Origin of the sequence: Brevibacillus parabrevis (assembly GCF_022701015.1) — a bacterium.
GTDB classification, from domain to species: domain Bacteria; phylum Bacillota; class Bacilli; order Brevibacillales; family Brevibacillaceae; genus Brevibacillus; species Brevibacillus parabrevis.
In genome coordinates, this window is sequence record NZ_CP064090.1 from 3,374,254 (window position 1) to 3,391,438 (window position 17,185).

At 51.5% G+C, this 17,185-nt stretch carries 15 protein-coding genes; all 15 read left to right on the forward strand.

Annotated features, from left to right (window positions below):
- Positions 1-171 precede the first annotated feature (171 nt).
- The 15 genes from rpsB to IRJ17_RS16305 all read left to right on the forward strand — a co-directional run bounded on the left by rpsB (position 172) and on the right by IRJ17_RS16305 (position 17,165).
- A complete protein-coding gene (gene rpsB / locus IRJ17_RS16235; protein WP_063227604.1) occupies positions 172-882 on the forward strand; it encodes a 30S ribosomal protein S2 in 711 nt (236 codons plus the stop codon).
- A 132-nt stretch (positions 883-1,014) separates the two neighbouring features.
- On the forward strand, positions 1,015-1,902 hold the full coding sequence (gene tsf / locus IRJ17_RS16240; protein ID WP_122965219.1) for a translation elongation factor Ts: 888 nt from the start codon (positions 1,015-1,017) through the stop codon (positions 1,900-1,902).
- 157 nt (positions 1,903-2,059) lie between these two features.
- Entirely contained in the window at positions 2,060-2,782 is a 723-nt protein-coding gene (gene pyrH, locus IRJ17_RS16245) for a UMP kinase (RefSeq protein ID WP_063227712.1), read from the forward strand.
- Positions 2,783-2,785: 3 nt separating this feature from the next.
- Positions 2,786-3,343, forward strand: a complete 558-nt coding sequence (frr, locus tag IRJ17_RS16250) for a ribosome recycling factor (protein ID WP_122965220.1) — start codon at positions 2,786-2,788, stop codon at positions 3,341-3,343.
- Between the two features lie 68 nt (positions 3,344-3,411).
- Positions 3,412-4,182 (forward strand): undecaprenyl pyrophosphate synthase, encoded by a 771-nt coding sequence (locus IRJ17_RS16255; protein ID WP_122965221.1) that lies wholly within the window; start codon positions 3,412-3,414, stop codon positions 4,180-4,182.
- Between the two features lie 17 nt (positions 4,183-4,199).
- On the forward strand, positions 4,200-4,985 hold the full coding sequence (locus IRJ17_RS16260; protein ID WP_122965222.1) for a phosphatidate cytidylyltransferase: 786 nt from the start codon (positions 4,200-4,202) through the stop codon (positions 4,983-4,985).
- 39 nt (positions 4,986-5,024) lie between these two features.
- Positions 5,025-6,173 carry a 1-deoxy-D-xylulose-5-phosphate reductoisomerase gene (locus tag IRJ17_RS16265; protein WP_242775280.1) on the forward strand — a complete coding sequence of 383 codons (1,149 nt, stop codon included), beginning with the start codon at positions 5,025-5,027 and terminating at the stop codon, positions 6,171-6,173.
- A gap of 41 nt (positions 6,174-6,214) precedes the next feature.
- The gene (gene rseP / locus IRJ17_RS16270) at positions 6,215-7,486 is read left to right on the forward strand and encodes an RIP metalloprotease RseP (protein WP_242771109.1); all 1,272 of its coding nucleotides are present in this window, start codon (positions 6,215-6,217) and stop codon (positions 7,484-7,486) included.
- A gap of 50 nt (positions 7,487-7,536) precedes the next feature.
- On the forward strand, positions 7,537-8,619 hold the full coding sequence (gene ispG / locus IRJ17_RS16275; protein ID WP_122965223.1) for a flavodoxin-dependent (E)-4-hydroxy-3-methylbut-2-enyl-diphosphate synthase: 1,083 nt from the start codon (positions 7,537-7,539) through the stop codon (positions 8,617-8,619).
- A gap of 43 nt (positions 8,620-8,662) precedes the next feature.
- A complete protein-coding gene (locus tag IRJ17_RS16280) occupies positions 8,663-10,411 on the forward strand; it encodes a proline--tRNA ligase (RefSeq protein ID WP_242775283.1) in 1,749 nt (582 codons plus the stop codon).
- Between the two features lie 99 nt (positions 10,412-10,510).
- Positions 10,511-14,815: a PolC-type DNA polymerase III gene (locus tag IRJ17_RS16285; protein ID WP_122965225.1), complete on the forward strand. Its 4,305-nt coding sequence runs from the start codon at positions 10,511-10,513 to the stop codon at positions 14,813-14,815.
- 164 nt (positions 14,816-14,979) lie between these two features.
- Positions 14,980-15,438, forward strand: a complete 459-nt coding sequence (rimP, locus tag IRJ17_RS16290; protein WP_063227597.1) for a ribosome maturation factor RimP — start codon at positions 14,980-14,982, stop codon at positions 15,436-15,438.
- Between the two features lie 46 nt (positions 15,439-15,484).
- Positions 15,485-16,576 carry a transcription termination factor NusA gene (nusA, locus tag IRJ17_RS16295; RefSeq protein ID WP_063227596.1) on the forward strand — a complete coding sequence of 364 codons (1,092 nt, stop codon included), beginning with the start codon at positions 15,485-15,487 and terminating at the stop codon, positions 16,574-16,576.
- A 2-nt stretch (positions 16,577-16,578) separates the two neighbouring features.
- Positions 16,579-16,869, forward strand: a complete 291-nt coding sequence (gene rnpM / locus IRJ17_RS16300; protein WP_005834172.1) for an RNase P modulator RnpM — start codon at positions 16,579-16,581, stop codon at positions 16,867-16,869.
- Entirely contained in the window at positions 16,866-17,165 is a 300-nt protein-coding gene (locus IRJ17_RS16305) for a YlxQ family RNA-binding protein (protein ID WP_122965227.1), read from the forward strand. Before rnpM ends, IRJ17_RS16305 begins: the two co-directional genes overlap by 4 nt.
- Positions 17,166-17,185: the final 20 nt, after the last annotated feature.

The window sequence follows — 17,185 nt, forward strand, 5'->3', positions numbered from 1 at the left end:
ATGGGATTCGTTTGTTGCAATTGAAAGACCCATATGATATATTCATTTACGGTGTTGAAATCGCACGTCCACCAATTCCGGCAACGGTGCTGCCACTGGCAGAATTGCTTGGAACATGCGGTGAGGCGGAGGTAGGCATCACAAAAACCATTTTTGAAGGAGGTGTGAAATATGGCAGTAATTTCGATGAAACAATTGCTCGAGGCTGGTGTACACTTCGGTCACCAAACTCGCCGTTGGAACCCGAAAATGGCTCGCTATATCTTCACCGAACGTAACGGAATCTACATTATCGACCTGCAAAAAACCGTTAAAAAAGTAGAGGAAGCGTACAACTTCGTGCGTGAACTCGCTCAAGACGGCGGAAAAGTGCTCTTCGTTGGTACGAAGAAACAAGCACAAGAATCCGTAAAAGAAGAAGCTGAGCGCACAGGTCACTACTTCATCAACCAACGTTGGTTGGGTGGTACCTTGACTAACTTCACTACCATCAAAAAACGTACTGCTCGCCTTGCTGAGCTGAAACGTATGGAAAACGATGGCACTTTCGCAGTATTGCCTAAGAAAGAAGTTATCGTACTGCGCAAAGAAATGGATCGCCTGGAGAAATTCCTCGGCGGTATCGCTCACATGGATAAATTGCCAGACGCACTGTTTGTCATCGATCCTCGTAAAGAGCGCATCGCTGTAGCAGAAGCTCGCAAATTGGGTATCCCAATCGTTGCTATCGTAGATACTAACTGCGATCCAGATGAGATCGACTACGTGATCCCAGGTAACGACGACGCAATTCGCGCTGTTAAACTGCTCACTGCAAAAATGGCAGACGCTCTGCTGGAAGGCAACCAAGGCACAGAGCAACAAGCCACAACAACTGCGTAAGCAAGTGTGTAAAAGGGTGGACTGAGGGTGTCAGAGCCCCCGGCCACCCTTTTTTTCTTAGCAAGCATTTGTAACAGTTGACTTGCATTTCCCCTATACTAGGATCGTAACTTTCCAAGGAGGTTTCACTCAATGGCAATTAGTGCACAAGCGGTTAAAGAACTGCGCGAGCGTACAGGCGCAGGTATGATGGATTGCAAACGCGCACTGGAAGAAACAGCAGGAGACATGGAAAAAGCAATTGACTTGCTCCGTGAGCGCGGTATCGCGAAAGCGGCGAAAAAATCCGGCCGTATCGCAGCAGAAGGTTTGACAGCTACAGCAGTTGCTGGTAACGTAGCAGCAGTTGTAGAAGTAAACTGCGAAACAGACTTCGTAGCGAAAAACCCTGAGTTCCAAGCACTCGTGAAAGACATTGCAGAACACGTTGTATCCCAACGCCCTGCATCCGTTGAAGCAGCTCTGGAGCAACCGTTCAAAGGTGCTGGCGAGTCTTTGGCTCACGTCATCAACGAAAAAATCGCGACTATCGGAGAAAACATCTCCTTCCGTCGTTTCGCTCTGTCCGAGAAATCCGATAGCGGCGTATTCGGTACTTACCTGCACATGGGTGGACGAATCGGCGTTCTGGTAACTTTGGAAGGTACACAAGACGAAGCGCTGGCTAAAGACCTGGGCATGCACGCAGCAGCGTCCAACCCACGTTTCGCTAATCGCGAAGAAGTTTCCCAAGACGAGATCGAACGCGAGCGCGAAGTTCTGAAAAACCAAGCGCTGGCTGAAGGCAAGCCTGCTAACATCGTTGAGAAAATGGTGGAAGGCCGCCTCTCCAAATTCTTCGAAGAATACGTACTGGTTGAGCAACCATTCGTAAAAGATCCAGACAAGAAAGTAGCTGCTCTGTTGAAAGAAGCAGGAGCTACCTTGAAAGGCTTCGCTCGCTTCCAAGTAGGCGAAGGTATCGAGAAGAAACAAGAAGACTTCGCAGCTGAAGTAATGGCTCAAGTGAATAAGCAGTAATAAAGGTATAGGGAACACCTTCGTGTTCCCTATTTTCAAAGCGAGAGTTTCACTTCATGTGAAACTCTCCTGCACGTAAAAAGCAATGTGTGCCGCAGCTTGCAGAAGGAATGCAGGAGGCGCACAGAGAATGATTCATGAATGGAGGCCGTTTCACATGCCACTTCCTGCCTATAAACGGGTTGTGTTAAAGTTGAGTGGGGAAGCACTGGCGGGAGACCTCGGGTACGGAATCGACCCGAAGGTGATTCTCTCCGTAGCGAACCAGATCAAGGAAATCGTAGAATTGGGAGTACAAGTCGCCGTAGTCGTCGGAGGAGGTAACATCTGGCGCGGACTTTCCGGAAGCTCAAAAGGAATGGATCGGGCTACTGCCGACTATATGGGGATGTTGGCCACGATTATGAACTCACTCGCCTTGCAGGATGGGTTGGAAAAAGTGAACGTCCCGACTCGTGTTCAAACCTCGATTGAGATGAGACAGGTAGCCGAGCCATACATACGCCGACGCGCCATTCGCCATCTGGAGAAAATGCGCGTGGTCATTTTCGCTGCGGGAACGGGTAATCCTTACTTTTCTACAGATACAACGGCTGCCCTGCGCGCTGCTGAAATCGAAGCAGAGGTCATTTTGATGGCGAAAAACAAGGTCGATGGGGTCTACTCCGCTGACCCAAGCCTGGACCCAAATGCAGAGAAGTACGATAAGCTGACATTCCTGGAGGTCCTCAACAAAGGATTGGGAGTGATGGATTCGACCGCATCGAGCTTGTGCATGGATAACAGCATCCCACTCATCGTATTTAACATTTCCGAAGAAGGTAATATTCGTCGGGCAGTAATGGGCGATAAAATCGGTACTCTAGTGAAGGGGGAATAAACGATGCCACAAACAGTGCTAAAAGACATGGAAGATCGTATGAGCAAAGCGATCCTCGCTTTGAAAAAAGACTTGTCCAGCCTCCGCGCTGGCCGTGCTAACCCTGCGATGCTGGACCGCGTCATGGTTGACTACTACGGTTCGCCAACGCCAATCAGCCAATTGGCTAACATCAGCGTTCCGGAGCCGCGCATGCTGACCATCCAGCCTTGGGACAAAACAGCGCTGAAAGAAATTGACCGCGCGCTGCAACAGTCCGATTTGGGCATTTCTCCATCCAACGACGGGGTAATCATTCGCCTGATCATTCCTCCGCTTACAGAAGAACGCCGCAAAGAATTGGTGAAGCTTGCTGGAAAAGGCGGAGAAGAAGCGAAAGTTGCCATCCGCAACATCCGTCGTGATGCGAACGATGACATCAAAAAGCTGGAAAAGGCTGCGACCATTTCCGAGGATGAATCCCATCGTCATCAAGAAACGATCCAAAAAACGACAGATAAGTTCATCGCTGAAGTCGACAAGATCGTAAAAGACAAAGAAAAAGACATCTTGGAAGTATAAATTTTAGGGCGATCCCCCTCATTTGAGGGGGATGCACGTCTATATCTCTCATTACGGGGGAACACTTTATGTTAGAACATCTGGCGCGCAAATGGAGCCGCAAGGAAAAACAAACGGTACCAGCCGAGTTGGATCGTTCCGGGAAAATCCCGCAGCATGTTGCGGTGATTATGGACGGCAACGGTCGTTGGGCCAAAATGCGCAATTTACCCCGGGTCGCCGGGCATCGAGCAGGCATGAAAACGGTCAAGGAAGTCGTAAAAGCTGCTGACGAGATCGGCGTGCGCTACATGACCATGTACGCTTTTTCTACTGAAAACTGGAAGCGACCGCGGGACGAAGTGGATTTTCTCATGAAGCTTCCGCAGGAATTTTTGTCGACAGAATTGGATGAATTGATCGAACGGGACGTGCGTATCCGCATGCTCGGCAGCAAAGACGAGCTGCCGTCGCATACACTAGATGCTCTCTTGGAAGCAGAAGCACGTACGCAAAACAATCAAGGGCTTCAATTGTGCTTTGCCATGAATTACGGTGGCCGCGACGAAATCGTCAAAGCTGTTTCCGTATTGGCTTCGAAAGTAAAAGCGGGCGAACTCGATCCACAAGACCTGGATGAAGAGGCGATTTCCCGCTATCTGTATACAAGCGATATTCCAGACCCTGATCTTTTGATCCGCACCAGTGGAGAAATTCGCTTGAGTAATTTTATGCTTTGGCAATTGGCTTACACAGAATTGTGGTTTACGGATGTGCTCTGGCCTGATTTTACCCGTGAACACTTTTATCAAGCGATTGTGGAATACCAAGGCCGAGCTCGTCGCTACGGGGCGGTATAGCCGAGAGGTGGAATCAGTTGAAGCAACGAATCATAACAGGCTTGATTGGTGGAGCGGCATTTCTGTTTTTTATCTACCAAGGTGGAGCCTGGTACTCACTTTTGGTGTTATTACTGGCCGTCATAGGCCATTTTGAATTTATGCGGATGGCTGGCATTCAGCCATTCAATGTGGCAGGGATACTCGGATACGTGCTCATGGCCAGTTTGCTGTGGCCATCGCTCGCGTTTTCTGACTGGCTTCGCATCAGCATGCCGGATCTGATGCTGCCTGTCCTTTTGCTTTTGTTGATTTACTCCGTTCTGCGGAAAAATCAGTTTCACATTGAACACGTCGCCCTTACACTGGTGGGGGCGTTATACATAGGCTTCGGTTTTACATACATGGCCGCAGCCCGCAATCTTCCAGACGGATTGATGCTCACTGCGCTTGTGATTGCTGCGATCTGGTCCACAGATTCGGGGGCCTATTTTGTCGGGAAAGCAATCGGAAAGCGAAAGCTCTGGCCCGAGATCAGTCCGAACAAAACGGTCGAGGGCGCGCTTGGCGGGCTGGCAGCGGCCGTTCTGATCGTGATCGTCATCAATGCTTGCTTCGGCAGCATAGCATTTGACAAGGCACTAACGATTGCCCTGGTTGCCGGCATCATTGGACAAATGGGCGACCTGGTAGAATCGGCATTCAAACGTCATTTTCAGGTAAAAGATTCAGGACAGCTCATTCCCGGACACGGTGGCGTGCTGGATCGCTTTGACAGTTTTCTGCTTGTCTTTCCGGTTTTGCATCTACTAGGTATCGTCTGAAACCTGGTGCATATAGAAGAGATATAGAGGGTGAAATCAGTGAAAAAAATAGCGCTCTTGGGTTCGACTGGCTCGATTGGAACAAGCACCTTGGAAGTGGTTGAACAGCACCCGGAAGATTTTGCTGTCGTCGCAATGGCAGCAGGGACGAATGTGGAGCTGTTTGCCAAGCAGGTCGAAAAGTTTCGGCCTGAGCTTGTTTCGGTGGGGAGCGAGCAAGCGGCTGTCCAGCTTCGCGAACAGTTGGGAAGCGGACATAAACCCGAGATTGTTTTCGGATCAGCGGGGCTTGAACTGGTTGCCTGCCACGATGCCGCCAGCTTTGTCATGACAGCGGTGGTCGGCAGCGTAGGCGTGGCTCCTACTCTTGCCGCTATCGAAGCGGGCAAGACGATTGGACTAGCAAACAAGGAAACGCTGGTTAGCGCAGGTCCCGTTGTGATGAAGCGGGCGAAAGAAAAAGGGGTTTCCATCATCCCTGTCGACAGCGAGCACTCTGCTGTCTTTCAATGTCTGCAAGGAGAAAGAGCAGAAGATGTAGCCCGTATCATCTTGACTGCTTCCGGAGGCTCGTTCCGCCATTTGAGCCGAGAGGAGCTGCAACAGGTGACGGTAGAGCAAGCACTGGCGCACCCGAACTGGAGTATGGGCGCAAAAATCACCATTGATTCGGCTACCATGATGAACAAAGGCTTCGAAGTAATCGAGGCCCATTGGCTGTTTGATATGCCGTACGAGCACATTGACTGTGTGCTGCATTATGAAAGTATCGTTCACTCTATGGTAGAATACAAAGACCGGGCCGTTATGGCGCAGTTGGGCACACCTGACATGAAGGTGCCAATCCAGTACGCCATGGGGTATCCCGGCAGAAAAAATTTGAGTACAGAATCTCTTGATCTGGTCAAAATCGGCTCGCTTCATTTTGCTGCCATGGATTTTGAACGCTATCCTCTGCTACAATTGGCGTATGAATGCGGGAGAGCGGGCGGTACGCATACCGCTGTCCTGAATGCAGCCAATGAAGTCGCTGTCGACCTTTTCCTGAAAGGCGCCATTGCGTTCCTCGACATCGAAAAGGTTGTCAGACAGACGTGTGAGGCCCATGAGGGAGTACATAATCCCGAGCTGGACGAGATTTTTGCGGCTGATCAGTGGGCGCGCGCTCATGCGCTTGCGTCCGTTTAAGAGACTGGATCTAGACACTCCAACGAAAGGTGGCTGTTCACTTGCCTTTTCCCAACATGGATTCCGTTGAATCAATTCTCGCGATTGTCGTCGTTTTTGGTGCGCTCGTTTTCGTGCATGAGCTGGGGCACTTTCTCTTGGCTAAAAGAGCCGGGATTCTGTGCCGCGAATTTGCGCTGGGAATGGGGCCGAAAATCTTTCGCGTGAAGCGGGGAGAAACGGAATACACGCTTCGCCTCCTCCCCATTGGAGGTATGGTCCGCATGGCGGGCGAAGACCCCGAAATGGATATGTTGAAACCGCACATGGAAGTAAGTTTGGAGCGGGATGCGTTAGGAAAGGTAACCCATATTTTGCTGGACGGACCGGGTACTGCTTCCCCTCGTGCGATCACGGGGACAGTGGTTCGTTTTGACTTGGAAAACGATTTGTATATCGTAGTGGATGTGGCAGGAGATGAGCGCCAGTTTTCCATTCATCCGCAGGCGCAGTTGGTCAAGGATGGACAAGAGGTGCAGATCGCGCCATTGAACAGACAGTTTAAAGGAAAGACGATCTCGCAGCGCTTCTGGGCGATTTTCGCCGGGCCTTTTGCCAACTTCTTGCTGGCGTTTCTGTTGTTCATCGCTATCGGTCTGCTGTACGGCGTGCCGAAAGACATCCCGTACCTGGGCGAAGTCAGGGCAAATGGACCAGCGGCTGAAGCTGGCTTGATGCAAGGAGACAAAATTATTTCGATTCAGGGACAGCCTGTGGCTTCCTGGAAAGAAATCGTCCAGATTATCAGTACATCGCCGGGCAAGGAAATGAAGTTTGAGTACGAGCGCAATGGACAGCGCAACTCGGTTTTGGTCAAGGTCGGAAAAGACGAAAATAACGTGGGCAAAATCATGGTGACGAATCCGTTGACGTACGCCCCGGGAGAAGTGTTGAAGTACGGCGCGTCCTCGACTTACGAGTTCACGGCGATGATTTTGAAAAGTTTAGGGATGCTCTTTACGGGTTCAGTCGGGCTTAACGACCTGAGCGGGCCAGTAGGCATCTTCAAGATGACCGGAGAGTTTGCTCAGCAAGGCATGGCCATTTTGATGAAATGGGCAGCCGTGCTCTCCATCAACCTCGGACTGTTCAATCTGTTGCCGCTTCCGGCACTGGACGGAGGAAGACTCGCCTTCCTCGCGGTAGAAGCGCTGCGTGGACGTCCGGTTGATCCGCATAAAGAAGGAATGGTTCATTTTCTGGGCTTTGCTTTCTTGATGTTGCTGATTCTTGTTGTAACCTGGAACGATCTGCAACGGTTGTTCTTCCAATAACGTACTATCATGATGAGTAGAATACAGACAAATTTAAAGGATGGTGCAAAATGTACAAGCGCGAGGAGACGAAACCGGTTTTTGTGGGAGGCGTGCAAATCGGTGGCCAAAAAAGCGTAGTAATTCAATCGATGACGACAGCAGACACGCGTGATGTAGAAAAAACACTGGCCGAGATTCAAAGACTTCACGATGCTGGTTGCCAAATTGTCCGCCTAGCCGTCATCAATCAAGACGCAGCGCTCGCCATCAAAAAAATCAAGGAGCGTTCCCCGCTGCCGCTTGTTGCCGACATCCATTTTGACTATAGGCTGGCGTTGACTGCGCTGGAAAGCGGCATCGACAAAATCCGGATCAATCCGGGAAATATCGGGTCCATTGAAAGAACAAAGCGCGTTGTGGAGGCTTGCCGCGAACGGAACGTTCCGATCCGCATCGGGGTAAACTCCGGTTCGGTCGAGAGACGACTGCTGGAGAAGTACGGATATCCTTCGCCAGAAGCGATTGTTGAAAGTGCGCTTGACCACGTGGAAATTTTGGAAGACCTGAACTACGACAATATCGTCATTTCCTTGAAGTCGTCCGATGTGCCGACGATGATCCAGACGTATTCGCTGATGGCGCAAAAACGCAACTATCCGCTGCACGTTGGGGTGACAGAAGCAGGAACACAGTTCTCCGGCACGGTCAAGTCTTCCGTCGGCATCGGTACAGTTCTGTCGATGGGAATCGGCGACACGATCCGCGTATCCTTGACGGCTGATCCGGTAGAAGAAATCAAGGTTGCCAAGCAGATTTTGCGCAGCCTCGATATCGTGAACAACGATCCTGTCGTGATTGCCTGCCCGTCTTGCGGCCGTTGTGCGATCGATCTGATCGGCTTGGCTACAAAGGTCGAGGATGCGATTTCTACTTTGAAAGTTCCGTTGAAAGTAGCCGTCATGGGATGTGCTGTAAACGGGCCGGGGGAAGCGCGCGAAGCGGATGTCGGCGTTGCGGGCGGAAACGGTGAAGGTCTGATTTTCCGCAATGGTAGAATTGTTCGCAAAGTGAAAGAAGACGAATTGTTCGAAGAGTTGATGAAAGAAATTAACGAAATGGTCAACGAGAAAAAGCCGACTGAAGTAGGCTGATCATTGTTGATTGCTGACGAGGCATAAGGAGGACACGCACGTGTTGAAGCAAAGTCAAATGTTGATTCCTACCTTGCGGGAAGTGCCTGCGGATGCGGAGATTGCCAGCCATAAGCTGCTTCTCCGCGCCGGTATGGCCCGCCAACTGGCTTCCGGTATTTATACATACCTGCCACTGGCGCTTCGGACCCTGCATAAAATCCAGGCCATTGTGCGTGAAGAGATGAACAACGCAGGCGCCCAGGAGCTGTTGATGCCAGCGATGCAGCCGGCTGAGCTGTGGCATCAGACAGGCCGTTGGGACGTGTACGGGCCGGAACTCGTACGTCTGCGCGATCGCCACGACCGCTCCTTTGCGCTCGGACCGACGCATGAAGAAGTCATTACCAGTCTGGTTCGTGACGAGATTAACTCTTACAAAAAACTCCCGATCAACCTGTATCAAATTCAGACGAAGTTCCGCGATGAAGTGCGTCCGCGCTTCGGTTTGATTCGTTGCCGCGAGTTTATCATGAAAGATGCGTATTCCTTTGATACGACCCAAGAAGGACTGGATCGCAACTTCCAGGCGATGTACGACGCCTATACGAACATTTTCACCCGCGTTGGCCTGAATTTCCGTGCAGTAGAAGCGGATGCAGGCGCGATCGGCGGAAAAGGCACGTATGAGTTCATGGCACTGTGCGACATCGGGGAAGATACGATTGCTTATTCCGAAGAAGGCGACTTTGCCGCCAACCTGGAAAAAGCAGAAGTCGTGTACAAGCCAGCAACAAAACCAGCTGCAGAAGCGGCAGCAAAAGAAAAAGTGCACACGCCAGGCAGCAAAACGATTGATCAACTCGTACAAGCTTTGCAAGTCGAAGCGAAGCAAATCATCAAGAGCCTCATCTACCGCGTAGACGACAAGCTGGTGATGGTGCTCGTTCGCGGCGATCATGAGCTGAATGAAGTGAAGCTGAAAAACATGTACGATGCAACCTTCGTTGGATTGGCGACAGAAGCGGACATCGTTTCCGTGACGGGAGTACCTGCCGGATTTGTCGGCCCTGTCGGTATCGATGCCGAAAAAGTGGAAATCGTTGCGGACAACTTTGTGCAGGACGTGCACGATGGCATCGTCGGCGCCAACGAGACGGACTACCATCTGGTGCACGTCGTCCCAGGCCGCGATTTTGCCGTTTCCCGCTATGCTGATTTGCGCAACATCACAGAAGGCGATGAATGCCCGCGTACTGGTGGCGCGATCAAGTTTGCGCGCGGCGTAGAGGTTGGACACGTGTTCAAGCTCGGAACGAAATACTCTACGGCTATGGGCGCTACCTTCCTGGATGAGAACGGCCGCAGCCAGCCGATGATCATGGGTTGCTACGGTATCGGCGTATCGCGGACGATTGCAGCGGTCATCGAGCAAAACAACGATGAGAATGGGATTATTTGGCCGGTAGCTGTCGCGCCTTTCCATGTACATGTGATCCCGGTCAATGTTAAAGTAGAGGAGCAGCGCCAAATCAGCGAACAAGTTACGGAAGCCCTGCAAAAAGCAGGCGTGGAAGTATTGTTCGATGACCGCCCTGAGCGTGCTGGCGTGAAGTTCAAGGATGCAGACCTGATCGGACTGCCGCTGCGCATTACCGTATCGGACAAAGCGGCGCAGGAAGGCACGATCGAAGTACGCGTCCGCAAAAATGGAGAAACCGTAAACGTGAAGCTGGAAGACCTCGTATCCGAAGTGAAAGCGATGCTTGCTCGCGTGGATCATACGGGAGCCGCCCTGTTTGGCATCGAGTAGCTTGCAGGATTGAAGGAAGATTTTGTCGAATTTTACGGGGTACTCCCCTAGTCACAATGGGAGTACCTCTTTTTCTTGTTTTTGGGAGGGTGGAATACCGTGGACCGTATACAAGAGCAAAAACAGCGTTTCTCTCTGTTACTCAAGCAAATGGAAGTACCTGAAGAATGGGTCAACCGCTATTTTCTTGACGGGCAGATCGACAAGCTGGAGCTGTACAAACAAAACAAAGAGTGGGTTTTCCATTTTACCTTGCCCAAGCTTTTGCCCGTCGAAGCTTATGCAGCTTTCACGAAGCGATTGACGCAGTCCTTCTCCCATCTGGCGAAAGTCGATGCCAGGTTTTGCTACAGGCAGAAGCCTGCGCTTGATTTTGTCGTGGAGCAGTATTGGGACTTGCTCGTCGGGGGACTGGAGCCGACGCTCAATTCCTTGGCTGCAACGTTGCGTACCGCGAGAAAACAGGTGGAACAGCAAGAAGTAAAAGTGTACTTGCCGACCGAGATGACAGTCGAAGTAGCCAAGCGAAAGCGCGCTGACAACGAATTGCTTGCCGCTTTCCAAAAAGCGACGGATACTTCCATGCGGTTTTCTTTTCATGGTGAGGAGAGCGATGAAGCGTACCAGGCTTTTGTCGAGCAGCGGAATGAAGAAGAGCGGGCACTGGTTGAAGTCGTCATGACGGCGGCAGCCCAGGAAAGCAAAGGCTCCGACAAAACAGAAGCCATCACGACATTGATGATGGGCTACGAGATCAAAGACGCCCCGATCCCGATCTGCGAGATTCAGGAGGAAGAGCGCCGAATCGTGATTCAAGGTGCCGTGTTCAACGTGGAAGTAAAAGAGCTGCGCAGCGGCCGTCACTTGCTGACGTTCAACGTGTCAGACTATACGGATTCATTGACGGTCAAAATGTTTTCGCGTGACAAAGAAGACGTCAAGATGCTGGAAGCACTCAAAGACGGCATGTGGGTCAAGGTGCGCGGGAGCGTTCAGCATGACACCTTTATCCGCGAGCTGGTGATGAATGCCAATGACTTGAACCAGATCGAGCAGGTCATTCGCCGCGACCAGGCGGAAGAAAAGCGGGTGGAGCTGCATTGCCACACGCCGATGAGCGCGCTAGACGCAGTAGCTTCCGTCAAGTCGCTTGTTTCCACAGCGGCCAAATGGGGTCATAAGGCGATCGCGATTACCGACCACGGGGTTGTGCAGGCGTTCCCGGAGGCGTATTCGATCGCGAAGAAAAACAACATCAAGTGCATTCTCGGCATGGAAGCCTACGTGGTGGAAGATGGCATCGACATCGTCTACAACTTGAATGCAGACAACAACTTGCCAATCGACGAGACGACAGAATACGTCGTGTTCGATACGGAGACGACGGGGCTGAATGCTGCCGAGCACACGATTATCGAGATCGCTGCGGTAAAAATGAAAGGGTCGGAAATTGTCGATCAATGGACAGAGCTGATCGATCCGCAACTGGAGATCGGGCCAAAGACGACGGAGATCACGGGGATTACGAACGAGATGCTGCGCGGTCAAGACACGCTCGACGTCGTGCTTCGCAAGTTCAAGGATTTTACCGGCGACGCTGTGCTGGTTGCGCATAACGCCGAGTTTGACAAGGCGTTTATTAACGCGTGTGCCAAGCGCATCGGGATGGAGCCGTGGAACAACCCGTTTTTGGACACATTGCCCCTGGCGCGGATGATGTACAAAGGCATGCGCAACTATCGTCTCGGTTCACTCGCCAAGAAGTTTAATGTCGAGCTGATCAACGCTCACCGGGCGTTGGACGATACAGTCGCACTCGCACACGTCTTCCAGCAAATGCTTAAAGATATCAAGGAAGCGCAGATCAAGTCACTCGCCGAGCTGAACGAAAAAAGCAACGAAGAAGCCGATTACAAGAGCGGACGTCCTTTCCATGCCACGATTTTGGTGAAAAACAAGGAAGGTCTCAAAAACTTGTACAAGCTCGTCAGCCGCTCCCACGTGGAGACGTTCTTCCGTTGGCCTCGCATCCAGCGCAGCCAGCTGAGCAAATACCGCGAAGGCTTGCTGATCGGGACGGCGTGCAAAGACGGAGAGCTGATGCAGTCGATTTTGCGCGGGAAGTCGCCCGAAGAATTGAAGGAAGTCGCTGCTTTTTACGATTTCCTGGAGATTCAGCCTATCGCTCATTACTCGCCGCTGCTCCGCAATGAAGAGATTCCTTCGCTGGAGACGATGAAAAACTATCACAAAATGATCGTGGACATGGGAAAAGAGATGGGCAAGCTGGTCGCTGCGACAGGCGACGTTCATTTTCTCAATCCACAGGATGAAATTTTCCGCGATGTGTTCCTGTTGTCAAAAGGCGATCCGACAGCGGGGAATCAACCGCCTTTGTATTTGCACACGACAGATGAAATGCTGGAGTCCTTTTCCTACCTCGGCGAAGAGCTGGCCAAAGAAATCGTCGTGACGAACACCAATGCCATAGCCGACATGATCGAGGACGTCAGCCCGATTCCAGACAAGCTGTACACCCCGATTATCGAGGGAGCAGATGATGAACTGCGGGAAATGTGCTACAACAAGGCGAAGCTGCTCTACGGCGATCCATTGCCGGAGCTGGTGGAAAAGCGTCTGGAAAAGGAACTGAACAGTATCATCACGCACGGCTTCGGGGTTATTTACTTGATTTCGCAGCGTCTGGTGACCAAGTCGCTTCAGGATGGTTACCTGGTCGGATCGCGTGGATCGGTCGGCTCGTCCTTCGTGGCGACGATGTCGGAAATTACCGAGGTAAATCCGCTGCCGCCGCACTATCGCTGCCCGAATTGCAAGCATAGCGAATTTATTACGGACGGTTCCATCGCTTCCGGTTTCGACTTGCCTGACAAAGAGTGCCCGCAGTGCGGAACCAGCTTTGCAAAAGACGGACAGGACATTCCGTTCGAGACGTTCCTTGGCTTCAAGGGAGACAAAGTTCCCGATATTGACTTGAACTTCTCGGGTGACTATCAGCCGCGAGCCCATAAATACACGCAGGAGCTTTTCGGCGCAGACTACGTATATCGCGCAGGAACGATCGGTACTGTCGCGGAGAAGACAGCGTACGGCTATGTGAGGAAGTACGCTGATGAGCGGGGCATGACTTTGCGCAATGCAGAGATATCCCGGATTGTGAACGGATGCACGGGCGTCAAACGGACGACTGGGCAGCACCCGGGCGGAATTATTGTTGTTCCTGACTACATGGAAATTGAAGATTTTTGTCCGATCCAGTTCCCGGCAGATGATAATGAATCCGAGTGGCGCACGACTCATTTCGACTTCCACTCGATCCATGACAACTTGCTGAAACTCGATATTCTCGGACACGACGACCCGACCGTCATTCGCATGCTGCAAGACTTGACAGGCATGGACCCGAAAACGATCCCGCTCGACGACAAGAAGACGATGTCCATTTTCAGCTCGACAGAAGCATTGGGTGTGACACCGGAGCAGATTGGGACGAATATGGGGACGCTTGGAATCCCCGAGTTTGGAACCAAGTTCGTTCGCCAGATGCTTGAGGATACGAAGCCGACGACATTCGCCGAGCTTGTCCAGATTTCCGGGTTGTCTCACGGTACGGATGTATGGTTGAACAACGCCCAGGATTTGATCCGCAACGGCATATGCAAACTGCCTGAAGTTATCGGTTGCCGTGACGACATCATGGTTTATTTGATCTATAAAGGTTTGGAACCGTCCCGCGCATTCAAAATCATGGAGTCTGTGCGGAAAGGGAAAGGCGTGCCGGAAGAGGATCAGGAAGAAATGCGCAAAAACAACGTACCGGATTGGTACATCCAGTCTTGCCAGCGCATCAAGTACATGTTCCCGAAAGCCCATGCCACGGCTTACGTGATGATGGCTGTGCGGATTGCCTACTTCAAGGTGCATCGTCCGCTTGAATTTTACGCGACTTACTTCACCGTGCGGGCAGATGACTTCGATATCCCGTTGATGGTCAAAGGCTCCGCTGCCATCCGGCAAAAAATCGACGAAATCGAAGGCAAGGGCCACGACGCGCAGCCGAAAGAGAAAGCGCTGTTGACCGTGCTGGAGATGGCGCTGGAGATGGTGGAGCGCGGCTTCCGGTTTGCCAACGTCGACCTGTATGAATCGGACGCGACACGCTTCCTGATCAAAGGCGACTCGCTGATTGCTCCGTTCAACGCTTTGCCAGGCTTGGGCACGAACGCTGCGATCAGCATCGTGGAGGCGAGAGAACAAGGAGAGTTTTTGTCGAAGGAAGACCTGCTGTCCCGTTCCCGCATCTCCAAGACGATTTTGGAGTATCTGGAGGAACAAGGCGCTCTGAAAGGACTGCCGGAATCGAACCAGCTGTCGCTGTTCTAGTCCGGCCTAGCGGGCCCGCGTATCCAAAGGTTGTCAGCGAAGGGCTGTTATGCTATAATTTTTTTGGAAATACTGGTTTTATACGCATGGCAGATCGAGAGTGGGGAAACCCACTCTTTCTTTCTGGTTACACCTCATGGTTCAAACGTAAAGGAGGTACTTGCTTGAGCAAGGTAACGGGCATCGTCACCGAACTGGTCACGCCCATTGTTGACGAATTGGGTTTGGAACTGGTTGACATCGAGTACAAAAAGGAAGGCAGCAACTGGTTTCTGCGCGTGTTTATCGACAATGAAACTGGCAACATCGACATCGATGACTGCAGCCTTGTCAGCGAGAAGCTGAGTCAAAAACTTGACGAAGTAGATCCGATTCCGACTGCATATTTTTTGGAAGTATCTTCGCCGGGTGCTGAGCGTCCGTTGCGCAAGGATAAGGATTTTACCAAAGCTGTCGGCAGGCATGTGCACATTACAACCAAAGAGCCGATAGAAGGAGCAAGCCAGTTCGAGGGCGAACTGATATCGTACGAGGACGGCAAACTGACTGTTAAAGAAGCGAAAAAAACGTACGTGATTTCCCAAGAGCAAATTGACACGGCACGAATGGCAATCGTTTTCTAGATTGCTGGTGGTCGGTGGGTAAGTAAAGGAGGAGGCAACGAAAGTCATGAACGGCGATTTTATCGAGGCTCTAGAAGCCATTGAGAGAGAGAAAGGCATCACCAAAGACGTGCTGATCGAGGCCATCGAAGCGGCTCTTATCTCTGGATACAAACGTAACTTCAACTCGGCCCAAAATGTACGGGTGGATGTAAATCGTCATTCAGGTATGGTTCGCGTGTATGCACGCAAAGAAGTGGTGGAAGAAGTTTTTGACCCGCGCCTGGAGATTTCCCAGGAAGCTGCCCAAGAAATCGATCCGAATTTTAGACTGGAAGATATCGTGGAAATCGAGGTTACGCCTCGTGACTTCGGACGAATTGCTGCACAAACCGCGAAGCAAGTGGTGACACAGCGCATTCGCGAAGCGGAGCGCGGCCTCATTTACAGCGAGTTTATCGAGCGCGAAGACGATATCGTTACAGGGGTTGTCCAACGCATGGACGCCCGCAATTATTACATCGATCTTGGCAAAGCGGAAGCTGTTATGCCGATCACCGAGAAAATGCCGTCCGAAGATTTCAAGTCGCAAGATCGCGTGAAGGCATACATCATTAAAGTAGAAAAAACCACCAAGGGTCCGCAAATCGTCGTTTCCCGTACTCATCCGGGACTTTTGAAGCGCCTCTTTGAATTGGAAGTGCCAGAGATTTACGATGGTGTGGTTGAAATCAAGTCCGTTGCTCGCGAAGCAGGCGACCGTTCCAAAATCGCTGTTCATTCCATCAACCCGGATGTAGATCCTGTAGGGGCATGTGTTGGTCCAAAAGGCATGCGCGTACAGACGATCGTCACCGAGCTGAAGGGCGAGAAAATCGACATCGTCCGCTGGTCTGAAGATCCGGCCGAGTACGTAGCCAACGCGCTCAGCCCGGCGAAAGTGCTTCACGTTGAAGTCAACCTCGCGGAAAAAGTAACCCGTGTCATCGTGCCGGATTACCAATTGTCGCTTGCGATCGGTAAACGTGGACAAAACGCTCGTCTCGCTGCCAAGCTGACTGGCTGGAAGATCGACATCAAGAGCGAATCCCAGGCAGATCAAGAAGGCATCGTCTACCCGAAAGAAGTAGAGGGCGATGAAGGAGTCGACAACGAATAGTCATGAAGCAAAAAAAGATCCCTTTGCGTAAATGCATTGTTTGCCAAGGAATGTTTCCGAAAAAGGAATTGATCCGCGTGGTCCGAACGCCGGCTGAAGAGATCGTCATCGATCTGACGGGAAAGGCGGCAGGACGCGGTACCTATGTGTGTCGGCAGGAAAGCTGTCTGAAGCCGGATGCGTTCGCATCGGGAAAATGGAAAAAAGTGCTGGAACGTGCCCTCAACATGTCCATCTCGGAAGAAAAGTACGACGCTTTTCGCGAGAAGTGGCTGGAGATGATGGGACGATGATCCCGAAGGCAGCTCAGCTGCTCGGAATTGCGATGCGCGCGAGAAAAATCGTGACAGGAGAGGAATTGGTCATTACGTCTATCCGCAATGGCCAGGCTCGTCTGGTTTTGCTCGCATCAGATGCATCAGACAATACCGCCAAAAAAGTCAAGGATAAATGTTCCTATTACGGGGTCTCATGTATAACCACAGGCGACCGACATTCATTGGGACACGCAATCGGAAAAGATGGGCGCGTTACCGTGGCGGTGACCGATGGGAAGTTGGCTGAAAGCATTCAGCGTCTGCTCACCTAACTTAGAAAGGGTGAAGTTTA

Excerpts from the sequence above, each read along its gene's own strand:
- nusA (WP_063227596.1), top strand. The coding sequence starts at position 15,485 with ATGAACGGCGATTTTATCGAGGCTCTAGAAGCCATTGAGAGAGAGAAA.
- pyrH (WP_063227712.1), top strand. The coding sequence starts at position 2,060 with ATGCCACTTCCTGCCTATAAACGGGTTGTGTTAAAGTTGAGTGGGGAA.
- ispG (WP_122965223.1), top strand. The coding sequence starts at position 7,537 with ATGTACAAGCGCGAGGAGACGAAACCGGTTTTTGTGGGAGGCGTGCAA.
- IRJ17_RS16255 (WP_122965221.1), top strand. The coding sequence starts at position 3,412 with ATGTTAGAACATCTGGCGCGCAAATGGAGCCGCAAGGAAAAACAAACG.
- IRJ17_RS16305 (WP_122965227.1), top strand. The coding sequence starts at position 16,866 with ATGATCCCGAAGGCAGCTCAGCTGCTCGGAATTGCGATGCGCGCGAGA.
- rpsB (WP_063227604.1), top strand. The coding sequence starts at position 172 with ATGGCAGTAATTTCGATGAAACAATTGCTCGAGGCTGGTGTACACTTC.
- frr (WP_122965220.1), top strand. The coding sequence starts at position 2,786 with ATGCCACAAACAGTGCTAAAAGACATGGAAGATCGTATGAGCAAAGCG.
- rnpM (WP_005834172.1), top strand. The coding sequence starts at position 16,579 with ATGAAGCAAAAAAAGATCCCTTTGCGTAAATGCATTGTTTGCCAAGGA.
- tsf (WP_122965219.1), top strand. The coding sequence starts at position 1,015 with ATGGCAATTAGTGCACAAGCGGTTAAAGAACTGCGCGAGCGTACAGGC.